The following is a 17,447-nucleotide window of genomic DNA, read 5'->3' as shown; positions in this document are numbered from 1 at the left end:
CCGCAGTTAGCTGTCGGCCAGTCCGAGCATCAGCCGCATGTTCTGCACGGCAGCGCCCGACGCACCCTTGCCCAGATTGTCGAGCCGGGCGACCAGCACCGCCTGACGGTGCTTGTCGCTGGCGAAGACATAGAGCTCGAGCTGGTTGGTCTCGTTGAGCGCTTCCGGCTCGATCTTTCCGCCTTTGCTGACCTCGTTCTGCAGCGGCATTGCGGAGACGTATTTGCTGCCCGCGTACCACTTCGCCAGAACGGCCTGCAGATCGGCTCCGGTCGGCTTGCCCGGCAACGCGTCGAGCTGCAGCGGCACCGAGACCAGCATGCCCTGCCGGTAGTTGCCGACCGACGGGATGAAGATCGGCCGCCGCGTCAAATGCGAATACAGCTGCATCTCCGGTACATGCTTGTGCTCGAAGCCGAGACCGTAGAGCTCGAAGGCCGGCGCCGAGCCGTCCTCGAAGCTTGCGATCATCGACTTGCCGCCGCCCGAATAGCCGCTCACCGCGTTGACGGTGACGGGGTAATCCGCCGGCAGCAGGCCGGCATCGACGATCGGCCGCAGCAGCGCGATCGCGCCGGTCGGATAGCAGCCCGGATTGGAGACTTTTTTCGCGTTGCGGATCTTGTCGGCCTGATCGGGCGCGAGTTCCGGGAAACCGTAAGCCCAGTCGGGCGCGACCCGATAGGCCGTCGATGCGTCGAGCACTTTCGGCGCTGAATTGCCCATGGTGTCGATCAGCGCGACGGTCTCCTTGGCGGCCTCGTCAGGCAGGCAGAGGATCACGAGATCCACCTCCTCCATCAGCGCGCGCTTGGCACCGGCATCCTTCCGCTTGTCCTCGGCGATGTGCTTCACCGCGACGTCGCCGATTGCGTGCAGCCGCTCCTGGATGCCGAGACCGGTGGTGCCGGACGCGCCATCGACGAACACGGTGGCCTTGGTCGCACAGCTTGTGGTCTTGAGCTCGTTCTTGGGCTGGTTGGTGTCGGTGAGGGTCATGGCACGCTCCTTTCGAGCTCGTTGGTTTTGATAGCAAAGACATCCGGCCGCGCCTGCCGCATCAGATACGCAATCTGCTGCGCACCGGCGTCCGCCTGCGCGGCAAGGTTGCCCGCGACCGCCGCATAGTCGGTCTCGGACTTGTGCTGGTTCAGCTTGAAGCTGCCCTCCACTTCTTCCACCGTCATCTCAAGGCCCACGATCGCCTTCTTCATGGCATCGAGCCGCGCGGCGGTCATCTTAGCCGACGTCCAGTTACTTGAAGTACCGGGCTTCTTCGGCAACAGCCGGTCCTCGAACTTGGCGCTGAGCGCGTCGATCTGAACCGCAAGTTCCTCACCCGACAACATCCGCACCGGCCCGGTCAGATGCACGGCCTGATAGAGCCAGGTCGGCACCTGGTCGGGCGACGCGTACCAGTCCGGCGACACATAGGCATCCGCGCCGGTGACGGCCAGCAGCCAAGGCACCTCGCAAGCCGCCTCGCCTGCCAGCTTTACCAGCGGATTGTGACGGGCAACATGAAACAGCGCCCGCGGCGTGCCGTCGGCAGCGTAGCTCAGGTAGAACGGCAGCGCGGAGGCGATCGGCTTGCCGCCGTCCCACGCGCAGGCCATGCCAAAACCGCGCGCTTCCGCAAAGGCGAGGCTTGCGGCGCGGTCGGGCTTGAAAGGCGGCGGCGTATACATGGTCGAAGCTCCTGCATGACGAAGGAGCCGCCAGATCGAACCGCGTGTCTTTTTGAGGAGAGCGCCGCGGGACAGGATCCGGCGGCAGAGGCGATGGTCTTAAACGCGAGCGACCGCCCATACCGCGAGAATGCGGCGGCGGCGGGCAATGATGATGGTCGCGGCGTTGATCATGGGCGCGGCTATAAGGCCGCGCCCCCATGTCGTCAAGAAAAATTGGCGTCAGGACAAACCGTTCAGATCACCGGATTCCACGACGCCGGCACGAGCCGGTAGCCGCTGCCGTCCTTCACCACGTTGCCGAGGCCCGGGAACGGATAGTGGAAGCCCTGCACCTGCAGCCGCTCTGCAACGATCATGTCGTAGATGCGGCGGCGGGTCTTCTCCGCCACGTCGGCGTCCTGGTCGAAGAAGGCATGCCAGCCGGGATTGGTCGCGAACAAATGCGGATTGTTAGTGACGTCGGACTGGATGAAGACCTTGTCCGGGCCCGAGGCGAGCACGTAGGAGGTGTGGCCCGGCGTATGGCCGACGGTCTCGACCGAGGTCAGGCCCGGCGCGATCTCCTTGCCCCATTCGTAGGGCGTGACCTTCTTCTTCAGGCCGGCCTCGAAGATGTTGCGGTTGTTCTTGAACAGGCCCGCCATGCGGCCGGCCGGCGCCCGGCTCATCTCGCCATCGTCCATCCAGAACTTCCATTCGGTGGCCGGCACCAGCACCTCGGCATTCGGGAATGCCGGCGTGCCATCGGCAGTCAGCAAGCCGTTCACGTGGTCGCCGTGGAAGTGCGAGATCACGACCATGTCGACGGCCTTGGGATCGAAGCCGGCCGCGACGAAATTGTCGGCGAACAGGCCGTTGGCGCCCTTCGAACTGGCCTTTGCCAGCACGCCATTGCCGGTGTCGATCACGACCAGTTTGCCGCCGGTGTTGAGCACCAGCGGCGCGTACCAGATCGTCACCATGTCACGCGGCATGAACGCCTTCTCCAGCGCCGCGTTGACATCGTCCCGCTTCGCGTTGGGGATGAAGGAGTCTTCCAGCTTGAAGACGGTCTTGCCGTCGGATACCGCAGTGACCGTGATGTCGCCGACCTTGTAGCGATAGAAGCTCGGCGCCTGCTTGTCGGCGGCGGGTGCCGTGGCGGCCGCGGGAACAGCTGATAGCAATGGTGCTGCGGCGATGCCGGCAGCGCCGGCGAGAGCGTAACGTCGTGTCAATTCCATGTGTTGTCCTCCCAATGAGACGGCGCCCGATGAATTCGCGTTTGGTGGGCGAGGTTGTATCAGCGTTTCGATGCCCGCGCGATGACGACCGCGCGAGCGGTCATCATTCCGCGTAACCCCTGCGTCAAAGCCTTATTCCGGTTCTCGCTACACCACCCGCCATACCCACTCGATGGCATGCGCAATGACGTCGCCGAACAGCAGCAGCGCGGCCGACCAGACCAGCGCGGAGACGAAATTGGCGACCTGGAATTGCCAGTACGACATCTCGAAAATGCCGGCCGCCAGCGGCACCGAGGCGCGCAGCGGGCCGAAGAACCGGCCGATGAAGATGCTGGGCACGCCCCAGCTCTTCACGAAGGCCTCGCCGCGCGGCAGGATCTCCGGATAGCGCGACAACGGCCACATCTGCGCGACCTGCTCCTTGTAGCGGTAGCCGAACCAGTAGGAGACCCAGTCGCCGAGCGCGGCGCCAATGCCGCCCGCGATCCAGATCGGCCAGAAGCTGATGCCGCTGACGCCGATCAACGCGCCGATCGCAACCAGCGCGCCCCAGGCGGGCACCAGCAACGAAATGAAGGCGAGCGATTCAGCGAACGCCAGCAGCATGACGATCGGAGCGGCCCAGGCCTGGTGATGGCGGACGAATTCGGCCAGGGCCCGCGTAATATCTTCCATTTCGTCGAGTGCCTTCCGCTCCGTTGAACCTCGAATGAACCTTTGTAGCGGCACGCAGCCTAAGAACAGGTAAGCCAGCCGATTGCGTGACATCAAGTCACAAAGGCGGGGGGATCGAACGTGATTTCCCGTAAGGCCCCTGCGGTCCAGGCTGGCTGGCATCCCCCTCACAAGAAAAAGGAAATACTGGATGATCGGATCGCTGATGATGTGCGTGAGCGTTGTCGTCCTGTTGTTCGGAATGCTCGCGGGCATTGCCATGGGTATCGAGCACGACTTCACGTTAGGACCGGCGCACGCGCATCTCAACCTCGTGGGCGGCGTGCTGCTGTTCCTGTTCGGTCTGTACTACCGGCTGGTGCCGGCCGCGGGCACCATGCTGCTGGCCAAGATCCAGGGTTGGCTGCATATCGTCGGCGGCATCCTGTTCCCGGCCGGCGTGGCAGCGGTGCTGCTCAAGGGGGCCTCGTTCGAGGCGGCGCCAATCGTCGGATCCCTGGCCGTGGTTGTCGCCATGGCCCTGTTCACGGTCGTTGTGTTCCGCACCTCGAAGGCGTAATCGCGGGCTCCTATCTACAGAGGCGGCCGGCCCCCGGGGCGCGGCCGTCCCCATTGGCAGCCCATCCGTGGCATAGTCAGAACAACCGATTCGCTGCGCCAAAACTGGCGCGCCACTTGAAGAACCATGGCCAAAGCATTGAAGTCGAACGCCAAAAGCAAATCCGCTGAAGATCTGTTCGGAGCCCCGGAACCGAAGGGCCGCGCCCCGGCGAAGGCGGCTTCCCGGCCGACCTCAGGCGCCGAAGCCAGCTATACCGCTGATGATATCGAGGTGCTGGAGGGGCTCGAGCCGGTTCGCCGGCGCCCCGGCATGTATATCGGCGGCACCGATGAAAAGGCGTTGCATCACCTGTTCGCCGAAGTGATCGACAATTCGATGGACGAGGCGCTTGCCGGGCACGCCACCTTCATCGAGGTCGAGCTGACCGCCGACGGCTTCCTGACCGTGACCGATAACGGCCGCGGCATTCCGGTCGACGCGCACAAGAAATTCCCGAAGAAGTCGGCACTCGAAGTCATCATGTGCACGCTGCATTCGGGCGGCAAGTTTGACTCCAAGGTCTACGAGACCTCGGGCGGTCTGCACGGCGTCGGCGTCTCCGTCGTCAACGCCCTCTCCTCGCGGCTCGAGGTCGAGGTTGCGCGCAGCGGGCAGTTGCACCGCATGACCTTCGAGCGCGGCCATCCCAAGGGCAAGCTCGAAGATCTCGGCAAGATCAACAACCGCCGCGGTACGCGCATCCGCTTCAAGCCGGACACCGACATCTTTGGTGCCAAGGCGGCCTTCAAGCCGCAGCGTCTGTTCAAGATGACGCGTTCGAAGGCGTATCTGTTCGGCGGTGTCGAGATTCGCTGGCGCTGCGACCAGGAGCTGTTGAAGGGCGTCGAAGACGTCCCGGCGGAAGCCAAATTCCACTTCCCCGGCGGCCTGAAGGATTATCTGGCGGCGGCGATCCACGCCGACACGCTGGTGCATCAGGACATCTTCTCCGGCAAGTCCGGCCGCAGCGGCGCGCATGGCGCCTGCGAATGGGCGGTGGCCTGGACCGCCGATGCCGACGGCTTCCTGTCGTCCTACACCAACACGGTGCCGACGCCCGACGGCGGCACGCATGAATCGGGCCTGCGCAGCGCGCTGCTGCGCGGCTTGAAGGATCACGCCGAACGTGCAGGCCAGGGCAAACGCGCAGCCTCCATCACCTCGGAAGACGTGATGGTCGGCGCGGCCGTCATGCTCTCGGTGTTCGTGCGCGAGCCTGAATTCCAGGGGCAGACCAAGGATCGCCTCGCCACCGCCGAAGCGCAGCGCATCGTCGAACAGGCGATCAAGGACCCGTTCGATCACTGGCTGTCAGGCAATCCGAACCAGGCCAACCGGCTGCTCGATTTCGTGATCGATCGCGCCGAGGAACGGCTGCGCCGCCGCCAGGAGAAGGAAACCGCGCGCAAGACCGCCGGCAAGAAGCTGCGTCTGCCCGGCAAGCTCGCGGATTGCTCCGACGCCGGCACCGAAGGCTCCGAACTGTTCATCGTCGAAGGTGACTCGGCCGGCGGCAGCGCCAAGCAGGCGCGCGATCGCAAGACGCAGGCCGTGCTGCCGCTGCGCGGCAAGATCCTCAACGTTGCGTCTGCCGGCAAGGACAAGCTAACCGCGAACGCGCAGCTCTCCGACCTCGTGCAGGCGATCGGCTGCGGCACGCTCGCGCATTACCGCGAAGAGGATCTGCGCTATCAGCGCATCGTCATCATGACCGACGCCGACGTCGACGGCGCGCACATCGCCTCGCTGCTGATCACCTTCTTCTACCGGCAGATGCGGCCGTTGATTGACCAAGGGCATCTCTATCTGGCAGTGCCGCCGCTCTACCGCCTCACCCACGGCACCAAAACGGTCTACGCGCGCGACGACGCGCACAAGGAAGCGCTGATAAAGAGCGAATTCAACGCCAACGCCAAGGTCGATGTCGGCCGCTTCAAAGGCCTTGGCGAAATGAACCCGACTCAGCTCAAGGAAACCACGATGGACCCGGCCAGGCGCACGATGCTGCGCGTGGTGCTGCTCGCCGACGATCGCGAGGGCACCGCCGACTCGGTCGAGCGGCTGATGGGCACCAAGGCGGAAGCCCGCTTTGCCTTCATCTCGGACAAGGCCGAATTCGCGAGCGACGATTTGCTCGACGTCTAGGTCGCAACCAACTGATTTGAAATGTTTTTCCGGCCGCCTCCTGATCGAGGCGGCCGTTTTCATTCGCCTTTTCCGAGAGCACCGACGATTTCGTTTTCAGCTGGTTGTGTCTCACCCGCAACAGCATTTCCGGCGGAACCACGTATAGTCCCCAACATGAGTTTCGGGAATCGGTGCCAAGGCGCTCCCGTCAGCGACCCGATCGAACGCTAAAGTCGAGGATTTGGAAATGAAGAAGATTTTGCTCGCTCTGACCGCGGTTGCTGCGATGACGGCCTCGGCGTCGGCTGCTGACCTGGCCGCCCGCCCCTACACCAAGGCTCCCGCCCCGCTCCCGGTCGCTCCGAGCTGGACCGGCTTCTACATCTTCGGCGGTGGCGGCGGCGGCATCTGGGACGCTGACACCGGTGTCCAGTCGACCACCACGGGCGCGCCGATCCTCGGCTTCAACCAGCGCCAGGGCGGTGATGGCTGGTATGGCACCGTCGGCGCCGGTTACGACTGGCAGACCGCCAACAGCTGGGTCATCGGCGTGTTCGCCGACGGTCAATTCGGCAGCCTGAAGGGCACGATCCAGGATCAGGGTCCGTTCCTCGCCGGCAATATCAAGAACGACTACAGCTGGGCCGCCGGTGCGCGCCTGGGTTATCTGGTCGCTCCGAACGTTCTGTCCTACGTCAACGCCGGTTACTCCAGCTCGCACTGGAAGGGCACCACGCTGTTCAACACCGCGACCGCTCTTCCCTCGGGTCTGCACACCGACGGCTTCGATCGCAGCGGCTGGTTCGTCGGCGGCGGCGTCGAGAACAACCTGAACATCTTCGGCATCACCGCGCCGGGCTGGTTCATGAAGACCGAGTACCGCGCCGCTTACTACGACAACAGGAACATCTCCGAGCTGGCTGACGGCACCAATATCTCGAACGGTCGCGACATCACCTTCAGGCCGTTCGTCCAGACCATCAGCACCGCGCTGGTCTACCGCTTCAACTGGACCGGCCCGGTTGTCGCCAAGTACTGATCTCTGCTGATAGCAGACCAAAAGCCCCGGCATTGTCCGGGGCTTTTTTGTTGCGCCAACGTCTTCGCGAGCAGTCCCCTGCGCATGCCGGCTGGCGCAGGGCCGCCCGGCTGCGCCTGATCTGGTCAGCGTTGTGGCGATCGGGCACTCTCGACCCCCGGTTCAAACCACAGCGGACAACAACAATGAAAAACGGACAGTTTGATCTCTCGGGCCGGGTCGCCATCGTCACCGGCGGCAACGGCGGCATCGGGCTCGGCATGGCGCGCGGCCTGGCGGACGCCGGCGCCGCGGTTGCCGTGGTCGGCCGCAACGAGGCGAAATCGAAAGCGGCGGTGGAGGATCTCGCCAAGCGCGGCGTCAAGGCGATCGCGGTGGCAACCGATGTGACCGACAAGGCGGCGGTCGCGGCGATGGTTGCGCGGGTCGTCGGCGAGCTCGGCCGGATCGACATCCTCGTCAACAACGCCGGCATGAGCATCCGCAAGCCGCCGCACGAGCTCGAGCTCGACGAGTGGAGCAAGGTGATCGACACCAATCTCACCAGCGCATTCCTGTGCTCGAAGGCGGCCTATCCTGCGCTCAAGGCGTCTGGCCACGGCAAGATCATCAATATCGGCTCGATGATGTCGATCTTCGGCGCGAGCTTCGCTGCGGCCTATGCCGCGAGCAAGGGCGGCATCGTGCAGTACACGCGCGCCTGCGCCAACGCCTGGGCGCCGGACAACATCCAGGTCAATGCCATCCTTCCCGGCTGGATCGACACCGATCTGACCAAGGGCGCGCGCCAGCAGGTGGCCGGTCTGCACGAGCGCGTGCTCGCACGCACGCCGGCGGCACGCTGGGGGGCGATCGACGACTTCGCGGGCATCGCCGTGTTCCTGGCGTCGCCGGCCTCCGACTTCGTCACCGGCACCGCCATCCCGGTCGATGGCGGCTATTCAGTGATGGCCTGAAACACAGGAGCCCCGGCGCATGCGTGCGCGCGGTGCGCGTCAGCGCGCCGTCGGCGAATGGACGTGCTCCGGCCGCACGCCGACAGCGACCAGACGCGCGGTGAGCCCCTGCAGCCAGGGCATCGCCGTGATCAGCCGCAACGCCAACGGTGCCGGCTGATCGCCTGGCTTCAGCGCTGCGGTGATGAGGTTGTTCTGCGCGATCACCTGCATGCGCTGCGTCACCCGCACCGGAAATTCGCGGCGCCGTCTGACGGCATCGAGCTCGTCCTCCGACGGCAAGCCATCTACGAGCTTGGTCGCCAGGATGTTGGCGGTGGCGACCGCGTCCTGCACCGCGAGGTTGACGCCGACGCCGCCGATTGGCGACATCGCATGCGCGGCGTCGCCGATGCAGAGCAGGCCGGGACGGGTCCAGCGCGTCAGGCGATTGATCGCCACCGTAAGCAGCTTGACGTCGTCAAAGCTTTTGACGTCGGCAATGCCGTCCTTCAGGATCGGCGCGAGATGCACCACGTCGTCGAGCAGCGCCGCTAGCCCCCTCGCCTGCACGGCCTCGTATTGTCCCTTGGCGATCACATAGGCGCATTGCCAATAGTCGCCGCGGTCGAACGTCACCATCATCTTGCCGTGCTCGACGCGGGCGAACAGATTCTCGGTCTCGTCCGGACGGCGGCCGACGCGAAACCACAGCACGTCCATCGGCGCGCCGATCTCCTCAACCTCGAGGCCGGCGCGCTCGCGCACGACGGAATGGCGGCCGTCGCAGCCGATCGTCAGCTCGGCTTCGATATCGACGGGACCATCAGCCGTGTTGGCCCGGACGCCCGTAACGGCGTCGCCATGCCGGATCAGGTCGGTCGCCTCCGCGCTCATCAGCACCTGCAGCGAAGGAAAGCGCCGGCCGCTCTCACGCAGGAAATTGAGGAAGTCCCACTGCGGCATCATCGCGATGAAGGGATATTTGACGCTGAGGCGGCTGAGGTCGGCGATCCGCACCGAGGCGCCGCCGAACATGCCGTCGAGCTTCTGGATGTCCTGGTGCGGCAGCTTGAGGAAGCCGTCGATCAGACCGAGCTCGTCCATCACCTGCAGGGTCGAGGGATGCACGGTGTCGCCCCGGAAGTCGCGGAAGAAGTCGGCGTGCTTCTCCAGCACCACGACGTCGACCCCGGCGCGTCCGAGCAGATAGCCGAGCATCATGCCGGCCGGGCCGCCGCCGACCACGCAGCAGCGGACCTTCATCCGACGCCTGTTCGCCTGCTCCGGATTGCCTGCATCCATGATGCCGTCCTCACCGCTGCCTCAGGCCTTGATTGTAGCGCGGATCGGACGACAGGGATGCAAACCTATCGCCTGAACGTCTTGATTTCCGACACGCTGCCATCGCGATAGGTCAGCTCCACCGAGACCGATTTGGTCTGCGGCGCGAGTTTCAGATAGGGCTGCGCGTCGGACGGGATCGCGCTCGGATCGCGCTGATTGCAGGCCGGCATCTTCAAGACCTTGTCCGGCACCGCGCTATCGATGCCGATCCGCACCTCGCGGATCGCGCAGCGATACGACATCAAATGGGTGTAGTAGACCAGCAGCCCGTTGAACTCGCGGAACGACAGCCAGCTCGTCGCGGTCATGTCGAGTATCTTGCGCTGGTCGCGGATCAGCGCGGCGTCGGGATCGAACTTGATCGGGAACGGCCCCTGCATCTCGCCCTGGGTGTCGACATAGCGCAGCTGGATCGTGGCGGCCGGCGCATCGGCCGGCAGCTCGATCGACGGATTGGGCATCCGCTTGCGGGTGCGCGGATCGAGCGTGTCCATGAAGCCGGTCTCGCGGAAATCGCCGCTGTCGCCGATCCGCCAGGAAATGCCGAGCGCCGGATCGGCGATCGAGAACACGACGGACCAGCCGCCATTGTGCCGCGAGAAGCTCGCGATCGGCGCGTTGACGGTATCCTCTTTCGGCAGCTTCGGCACCGAGACCGGCGGCAGCGCGGCCACCTGCTGCGGCGGAGCGGACGGCTTGGCCGCCTCGGCCTGCCCCTTCGCGATTCCGTTCAGGAAGACATCGTCGACCATCTGGTCGAAATAGACCGGGATCTGCTTGTGCTTCACGGTCTCGGCCATCTCGCTGACCAGGCGCCGGGTGCGCTGGGCGACCTGCACCATGTTCTCGCCGGGTTGCAGCAACTCCCTGGCGAAGGTTCGCGTGAACACCGAATTGGGATTGGCATCGTCGTTCGAGAGACGGTCGAGCGCGGTCTGGCGCGGCCCCGCCGAGAACACCGAGAACACGCCTTCGGGCAGCTGCGTCATCGGCGCCAGCCCGCCGCCGCCGGCAACGGCGCGCGTGCCGGCCCGTTCGAACGGATTGTTGCGGCAGGCGTCGAACACCAGGATGGAGGTACGCGCCTTCTTGTTCTGCAACCGCTCGATGATGCGGTCGGCGAGCACCGAGGCGTCGCGCACCAGTTCCTCCTGCCCTTCGGTCGCGGCCGGCACGTCGGTCGGCAGCAGGAAGTTCTGGCCGGCGATCTCGAAGCCGTGGCCGGCATAGAAGAAGAACGCAGTGTCGCCGGGTTCCACGGCGCGGTCGAAAGCGAGCAATGTCTCGGAGAACGCCTGCCGGTTCAAATTCTCGGCCACCATGACGTTGAAGCCGAGCTGCTTCAGCGTGTCGCCCATGGTGCGGGCGTCGTTCACCGCCTTCTGCAGCTTGGGTACGTTCCTGTAGTCATTGTTGCCGATCACCAGCGCGACGCGCTTCTCGGCTTGGGCGGGCGCCGCCAATGCGACCAATCCAACCGCCAAAACGGTCGCCGAAAGTCTCGAAAGCCAGCTCTTCATCCGATTCCCCGCCTGCACGACAAGTGCGCCGCCCGTGCGACCGCCGCCTAGAGCATGATCCGGAAAAGTGCGAAGCGGTTTTCCGAAAGATCATGCTTAAACAACAGACTAAAGCGCGATGGACAATTCAACCTCATCTCATCGCGCGCTTAATAGTCGGATCAGCCGTTTGGCCGGTTCAAGGCTGGCCGCGGGTGGCCGTTCCGACCGGCCACCCCCGGCCCGAATGAGGCGCCCACCGGCCTTAGGTCAAGTTTCTTTTTCCGGTCCGCGTGATAAGATTCGCCCTCTCCATCCGGCTCGAGCTCCCCGCAGGTCCCACAGGTTTTCCACGAGCTTTTCCGTGTACACATGGTCCACTGAGCAGGTCGATCCCCGGGATCGCTTCGACTATTGGCGCGAGGTGCGCGCCAAGGGGTTGTTCGGCGTCACCGCGGAGCTCGAGCCCGAGCAGCGCCGGGACTTCTTCGGCGAGTTCTCGCTGCGCAAGCTCGGCGATGCCGGGCTGGTCGAGCTGCGCGCCTCGCCCTACCGCGTCGAACGGCGCGCTGCCGATATCGCCGATGCGAGCAGCGACAGCCTGTGCATCTACCAGCAGCTCGGCGGTGGCGGCTGGTTCGGCGGCGCACGGCTCGATGAATTCGCGGTTCGCGACGGCATGTTCGCGACCAGCTATTCGGACCTGCCCTATCGCACCGTCCCGCTGCACGACGACGGCTTCCATCTGCGCATCATCAAGATCCCGGTGGCAGGGATTATCCCGCCGGGCGCCGAGCTCGGCGAACTCGTCCCCAGGCCCGTGCCGGATCAGACCGCGCTGCGGACCCTGCTGGAATCATGCTTCCGCGACCTGGTCGAAGGGAGCGACGCCGCGACGGCGGACGCGCCTCCGACGGTGCAGGCGCTCGCCCATATCGCGCTGATCGACCGCGGCATCATGCGGCCGAAGAGCCGGCTCGCGCAGCAGGCGTTGCGAACCGGCCATCTGTCGCTGGCCCGCCGCCTGATCCGGCGGCATCTTTCGAATGCGGCGCTGTCGCCAAGGCTGATTGCCGGCCTGCTCGGCATCTCGGTCCGTCACCTGCACATCCTGTTCGAGGAGACGGAGATGAGCTTCTCGGAGACCGTCACCGTGCTCCGGCTCGCGCGGAGCCGCCGCCTGCTCCGCGAGACGCCGGGGCAGACGATCGCCGAGGTCGCCTTTGCCTGCGGCTTCGAGAGCCTTGCGACGTTCTACCGCCTCTTCAATGCGTCGGAATCGATGACGCCGGGCGATTACCGGGCGCGACTGGCCTGAGCGTCCTGCGCCGGACAGGCACGCACCCCGGGCTGTTGCGGGTTGCTAAAGCATGGCTATGTCCGTGCCGGCGACCGGGCACGCCGCCGCGCAATCCGACGCTCGCCGAACCGACGTCAACAGCCTGCGCGCATTGAGAAGATATTTTCCGGCGATTTCGCCAGAACCGCGCAGGCGCTTCGCCCGGACAAGACAACGCAAATCTCGTTACCGGCGACGCGCGCTCTCATGCAGAGCGAGAGGTCATGCACGATGCGCGGTAAGCACGAGGATCAGAGCCCGGAGGCGTCATCCACCGGCCCGGCGCGCCTTGTTGTCCCCACTGTCGTCGAGCTGCATGCCGATCAGACCCCAGCCCTGGAAGCCGCCCGTCGCAGCGCTCCGACGGCAAGCAATCGTGGCTGGGCACCGTTGCTCGAAGCCTGCCTTGCCGACTTCAAGGAGGCGACGGAGGCCGGTGATAGCGCGAGCATACCTGCGCTGGTTAAGATCGTGGCCGACCTCGCGCTGATCGAGCGCGGCGCGATCAGGCCTGGCAGCCGCCGTGCCCAGCAGGCGCTCCGCGTCGGCCGGCTCAGCCTGGCGCGACGCCTGATCACGCGCCATCTCGCGAAGCCGGCTCTCTCGCCCGGCATGGTCGCCGACCTGCTCGGCGTCTCGGTCCGTTACCTGCACGTCCTGTTCGAGGCGACCGAGGCGAGCTTTTCGCAGACCGTCACCGCCGAGCGCCTGAGCGAGAGCCGAAGGCTGCTGCGTGAAAAGCCGCCGCAGCCGATCGCCGATATCGCGCTTGCATGCGGGTTTGGTAGCCTGGCCACGTTCTACCGGATCTTCAGCGCATCCGAGGGCCTGACGCCGGGCGAGTACCGGGCCGCGGGGCTCTAGCACGACGGCACCGCCCGGCGGCGCTGCCCTCGCGCCAATCCGGCGCGGCCCGTGCAGCATGGTGCCGAACGGCTACACCTGCGCTCATTTCTGCGGCAGGTGCGCTTTGGATCAACGGTATGCGCGCACTGAGAAGACACCACACGGCCGTTACGTCAGAAACAAACAGCTACAATGGGGTGTCGGGGCACGGTTATGGCGGGCGGCGGCGGCAGGCCGGGAATGTGGCGCGGCGCGCTGCTTGGATCGGCGTCATTGATCGCGATGGCGTCCACGGCCGAGGCGGCGGTCTACTGTTCTGGCGTCGGCACCGGCAACGTGCTCTGCGACGCCGCCCATCCGTCGGACGGCGGGCTCAACACGAGTTTCAACGGTGATATCACCGTGAACGTCAACGCCGGCGCCGGGATCACCACCCACGGCGTGACCGTGAGCGCCTCCGGCAGTATCACGTTCAACCACAACGACCCCGCGGGCATCACATCGCGCCTGTACGACGGCATCCAGCTCCTCGGCGGCAGCCAAGCCCCGATCACCTACACGGGATCGGCCGACGTCACCGCCAACTGGTACGCAATCAACGTCTCGACCAGCGGTCCGGTCTCGATCACGCAGACCGCCGGCACGATCACGGCTGGCACCGGCATCAGTGTCACGAGTGCAGGACCGGGGGGGAGCGTCAACATCAACACGGTTGGCAGCCAGATCGAGGCCCCGAACGGCACCGGAATCTTCGTCCTGACCAACGGCAACCAGTCCGACGTCACCATCGCGACAGGCGCAGTCACCGGCAACACAACCCAAACAGGCGGCGGGATTTACGTCCGCATGGGACAGGGCAGCTATTATGCGCGTAATCTTTCCGTCACGACCAACGGCGCGGTCGTCGGCGGCATTTATCTCCAGGACGGCGGCACCGGTACCGTCGACCTTACGACCAATGCGAGCGTCACGGGCGGCATCATCCTCCAGGCCAACAATTCCGCCAACACCAGCGCGTTCACGGTGAAACTCAATCAGGATGTCAGCGGCTCGGTGAATTTGACTAACTACGGCAGCGGCACCAACACGGTGCGGACGCGCGGCATCACGGGCGGGACGCTTTCCGTGTCCACCGGCGGCGGCGGCGCCAACAATAGCCTCGTCGTGGACGGCAATATTGCCAAGGGAAACGGCCCCGACCAAGGCTACTACGGCGCCCTGGCGTCCGTCTTTTTTTCCGGCGCCGGCACCAACACCGCGACCTTCAATGGCGATATCTCCGGAACCTTCGACACCAGGACTTCCACCTCTCCTTCGGCCGGTGGCACCGTCGTCGGCCTCTCCGCCGGATTGGGAAGTACATCCAGCAACGGCTCCGCGGCATTGAACGCCAACGGATCGATCACGATTGCCGGCATGACGCCATCCGGCCAAGTCGCAAATGTGACCGGAGCGTCCTTGGCAGCCTACGGCGTGGTCCCGGTCGACTTCAATCTGCACGGCGCCGTGACGGCAACATCGATCAGCGACACCGCGTCGACAGTCGTTGGCGTCAGCGTGGCACAAAACAATCTGAGCGCGACCCGGCTGACCGCCGATGGCGCCGTGACGGCCACTGCGATCGGCGCCGGCAGCACGGCCACCGGAATTACTGCCTCAACCGTCAGCCTTCCGCCGACCTTCGTCAACACCGGTACACTCACCGTTCGCGCCAATGGCGACGTGACCGCGGCTTCTGACGGCGCCGCGACCGGCATCACGCTGAGCCGCGGCATTTCCAGGTTCTCGTCCATCACCGCGGGCCTCGGCGGCATCGACCTCGTCACCAAGGGCACCGTGAGCGCAACATCGACCAGTGCGGCGGCGATCGGCATCAGTGGCGTCATTACCCATGGCGCCGACAACGCCGCAACGCTGGCGCTGCGCGCCGAAGGCAATGTCATTGCGAGCGGCACTGCCGCTGGCAGCTACGGCATCTTCGCCCAGCGCGACGGTCTCGGCGACATCAGGATCGACTCGCTGGGCAGTGTGCTGAGCTGTGGCGTCGGCATCGCCGCATCGCGCTCGACACCGGGCAACATCTTCATCACCACCGGGACTTCCGTCACCGGTGCCACCGGCATCACGACGTCAGGCGGCACCACGACGCTGATCGCCAACGGCACCATCACCGGCACCGGCGGCACCGCGGTGCAGTTCGGCGGCACCAACGACGTGCTGCAAATGCAGTCCGGCGCAGCATTCAACGGCAATGTCATCGGCACCGGGACCAGCATCCTGCAATTCGGCGGCACGACCGCGACCAGCTTCGATCTGTCGAAGCTCGGTAGCGGCGCGCAGTTCTCGGGCTTCTCCAGCCTTGCATTGCTCGCCGGCGCAAACTGGAGCTTCACCGGCAGCTCGAACTTTGCCGGGCCTGTCAACGTCGACAGCGTGTTCACCCTCAACGGCGCGCTGCCGAATGCCAGCGTCACCGTCGGCCCAACCGGCACGCTCGGCGGCAACGGCACCATCGGAAACACCGTCATCGGCGGCACGCTGTCGCCCGGCAATTCGCCCGGCACCATCACGATGGCAAGCCTGACCATGACGGCGGCCGCGACCTATCTGGTGCAGGTCACCAACACGATCAGCGACAAGGCGATCGTCACCGGCACCGCCAACATTGCCGGCAATGTCATCGTCGATCCGCTCGAGCGGATCACCAGGAAGGTCACCTACACGATCGTCAATGCAGGAACGCTGAGCGGCACGTTCGGCTCGGCGAATTTGTTGCTCGCCAACAACCTCGCCCGCAATCCGGTGCTGAGCAATGTCGGCAACGACGTGCTGCTGTCGCTCGATCCCGGCCTGCTCTCCCCGATCCTGCCGAACAACGCCGGCATCAACCACAGGAACGTCGCGGGCGCGATCGACAACGGCCTGCTCGGCGGCGCCAACCTCTCCAACGCGTTCAGCGCGATCTTCAACCTGTCGGGCGACGATCTCCTGAAGGGCCTGACCCAGCTCTCCGGGGAGAGCGCGGCAGGTTCGCAGCAGACCACGTTCAACGCCATGAACCAGTTCATGGGCACGATGCTCGATCCCTTCATCGACGGCCGCGGCGCGGCGGCCGTGCCGGCCGGCGCCACGTCCTACGCTGACGACAATTCCATGGCCTACGCGGCCAGGCGTTCGACCAGCGAGGCCTATGCCGCAGTCTATCGCAAGGCGCCGATCGCCGTGAGCTACGATCCGCGCTGGAGCGTGTGGGCGGCAGCGTATGGCGGCTCGCAGACCACCGACGGCAACAACGGCTCGGCTCGAACAACACCACAAGCCAGGCGTTCGGCACCGCCATCGGCGCCGACTACCGCTTCTCGCCAAACACGATCGCCGGCTTCGCGCTCGCCGGCGGCGGCACCAACTTCAGCGTCACCAACGGCGGCGGCGGCCGCTCCGACCTGTTCCAGGCCGGCGCATTCGTCCGGCACAATATCGGCGCGGCGTACGTCGCCGGTGCGCTGGCCTATGGCTGGCAGGACGTCACCACCGACCGCACCGTGACGGTCGGAGGCATCGATCGCCTGCGCGCCGAATTCAACGCCAACGCCTGGTCGGGCCGCGCCGAAGGCGGCTACCGCCTCGTTGCGCCATGGATCGGCGGCGTCGGCCTGACGCCCTACGCCGCCGGCCAGTTCACCACGTTCCAGCTTCCGGGCTACGCCGAACAGGCCATCGTCGGCGCCAACACCTTTGCGCTGGCCTACAACGCGAAGAGCATCACCGACAGCCGCAGCGAGCTCGGCCTGCGCGCCGACAAATCCTTCGCACTCTCCAATGCGGTTCTGACGCTGCGCGGCCGCCTCGCCTGGGCGCATGATTTCAACCCCGACCGCAGCATCGCAGCGACGTTCCAGACCCTCCCCGGCGCGAGCTTCGTGGTGAGCGGCGCGGCGCAGGCCTCCGACTCCGCCCTGACGACGGCCTCCGCCGAACTGAGATGGGCAAACGGCTGGTCGGCGCTCGCAAGCTTCGAGGGCGAATTCTCCAACGTGACCCGCTCCTACGCCGGCAAGGGCGCGGTCCGCTATGCATGGTAGGGCGTCCCGGCCCGTGGCGGGGCCGGTGCATCCGGGGGCC

General features: G+C 65.5%; 14 protein-coding genes. 8 read left to right on the top strand and 6 right to left on the bottom strand.

Annotation, left to right across the window (positions count from 1 at the left end; genetic code table 11):
* Positions 1 to 6: 6 nt before the first annotated feature.
* Together argC and HAP48_RS37095 are read right to left on the bottom strand one after the other, a co-directional pair.
* Complete coding sequence (argC, locus tag HAP48_RS37100) at positions 7 to 999, bottom strand: N-acetyl-gamma-glutamyl-phosphate reductase (protein ID WP_166204730.1); 993 nt, start codon at positions 997 to 999, stop codon at positions 7 to 9.
* Positions 996 to 1,688 (bottom strand): FMN-binding negative transcriptional regulator, encoded by a 693-nt coding sequence (locus HAP48_RS37095; protein WP_166204728.1) that lies wholly within the window; start codon positions 1,686 to 1,688, stop codon positions 996 to 998. Before HAP48_RS37095 ends, argC begins: the two co-directional genes overlap by 4 nt.
* Positions 1,689 to 1,703: 15 nt before the next feature.
* Between HAP48_RS37095 and HAP48_RS37090 the strand changes: the two genes are divergently transcribed.
* On the top strand, positions 1,704 to 1,964 hold the full coding sequence (locus HAP48_RS37090; RefSeq protein WP_166204726.1) for a hypothetical protein: 261 nt from the start codon (positions 1,704 to 1,706) through the stop codon (positions 1,962 to 1,964).
* Here HAP48_RS37090 and HAP48_RS37085 read toward each other — a convergent pair.
* Positions 1,925 to 2,914, bottom strand: a complete 990-nt coding sequence (locus HAP48_RS37085) for an MBL fold metallo-hydrolase (RefSeq protein WP_166204724.1) — start codon at positions 2,912 to 2,914, stop codon at positions 1,925 to 1,927. The genes HAP48_RS37090 and HAP48_RS37085 overlap by 40 nt on opposite strands.
* A gap of 147 nt (positions 2,915 to 3,061) precedes the next feature.
* Positions 3,062 to 3,592 (bottom strand): DedA family protein, encoded by a 531-nt coding sequence (locus HAP48_RS37080; protein ID WP_166204722.1) that lies wholly within the window; start codon positions 3,590 to 3,592, stop codon positions 3,062 to 3,064.
* A 190-nt stretch (positions 3,593 to 3,782) separates the two neighbouring features.
* Here HAP48_RS37080 and HAP48_RS37075 point away from each other — a divergent pair, with 190 nt between their 5' ends.
* The 4 genes from HAP48_RS37075 to HAP48_RS37060 all read left to right on the top strand — a co-directional run bounded on the left by HAP48_RS37075 (position 3,783) and on the right by HAP48_RS37060 (position 8,315).
* Positions 3,783 to 4,151 carry a hypothetical protein gene (locus HAP48_RS37075; RefSeq protein WP_166204720.1) on the top strand — a complete coding sequence of 123 codons (369 nt, stop codon included), beginning with the start codon at positions 3,783 to 3,785 and terminating at the stop codon, positions 4,149 to 4,151.
* A 126-nt stretch (positions 4,152 to 4,277) separates the two neighbouring features.
* Positions 4,278 to 6,338 (top strand): DNA topoisomerase IV subunit B, encoded by a 2,061-nt coding sequence (gene parE, locus HAP48_RS37070; protein ID WP_166204718.1) that lies wholly within the window; start codon positions 4,278 to 4,280, stop codon positions 6,336 to 6,338.
* 229 nt (positions 6,339 to 6,567) lie between these two features.
* Complete coding sequence (locus HAP48_RS37065; RefSeq protein ID WP_166204716.1) at positions 6,568 to 7,359, top strand: outer membrane protein; 792 nt, start codon at positions 6,568 to 6,570, stop codon at positions 7,357 to 7,359.
* A gap of 185 nt (positions 7,360 to 7,544) precedes the next feature.
* Positions 7,545 to 8,315 carry a glucose 1-dehydrogenase gene (locus HAP48_RS37060; RefSeq protein ID WP_166204714.1) on the top strand — a complete coding sequence of 257 codons (771 nt, stop codon included), beginning with the start codon at positions 7,545 to 7,547 and terminating at the stop codon, positions 8,313 to 8,315.
* Between the two features lie 39 nt (positions 8,316 to 8,354).
* Here HAP48_RS37060 and HAP48_RS37055 read toward each other — a convergent pair whose 3' ends face one another.
* Both HAP48_RS37055 and HAP48_RS37050 read right to left on the bottom strand, forming a co-directional pair.
* Positions 8,355 to 9,599 (bottom strand): FAD-dependent oxidoreductase, encoded by a 1,245-nt coding sequence (locus HAP48_RS37055; RefSeq protein ID WP_210292732.1) that lies wholly within the window; start codon positions 9,597 to 9,599, stop codon positions 8,355 to 8,357.
* Between the two features lie 65 nt (positions 9,600 to 9,664).
* Positions 9,665 to 11,161: a caspase family protein gene (locus HAP48_RS37050; protein WP_166204712.1), complete on the bottom strand. Its 1,497-nt coding sequence runs from the start codon at positions 11,159 to 11,161 to the stop codon at positions 9,665 to 9,667.
* Positions 11,162 to 11,504: 343 nt separating this feature from the next.
* Here HAP48_RS37050 and HAP48_RS37045 point away from each other — a divergent pair, with 343 nt between their 5' ends.
* From HAP48_RS37045 to HAP48_RS37035, 3 genes are all read left to right on the top strand, one after another.
* The gene (locus HAP48_RS37045; protein ID WP_166204711.1) at positions 11,505 to 12,458 is read left to right on the top strand and encodes an AraC family transcriptional regulator; all 954 of its coding nucleotides are present in this window, start codon (positions 11,505 to 11,507) and stop codon (positions 12,456 to 12,458) included.
* 252 nt (positions 12,459 to 12,710) lie between these two features.
* Positions 12,711 to 13,343 carry a helix-turn-helix transcriptional regulator gene (locus HAP48_RS37040; protein WP_338028964.1) on the top strand — a complete coding sequence of 211 codons (633 nt, stop codon included), beginning with the start codon at positions 12,711 to 12,713 and terminating at the stop codon, positions 13,341 to 13,343.
* A 3,230-nt stretch (positions 13,344 to 16,573) separates the two neighbouring features.
* The gene (locus tag HAP48_RS37035) at positions 16,574 to 17,407 is read left to right on the top strand and encodes an autotransporter outer membrane beta-barrel domain-containing protein (RefSeq protein WP_166204709.1); all 834 of its coding nucleotides are present in this window, start codon (positions 16,574 to 16,576) and stop codon (positions 17,405 to 17,407) included.
* Positions 17,408 to 17,447 lie beyond the last annotated feature (40 nt).

Source organism: Bradyrhizobium septentrionale (assembly GCF_011516645.4).
Classification (GTDB): Bacteria; Pseudomonadota; Alphaproteobacteria; order Rhizobiales; family Xanthobacteraceae; genus Bradyrhizobium; species Bradyrhizobium septentrionale.
This window is presented reverse-complemented; position numbering and strand designations above follow the sequence as displayed.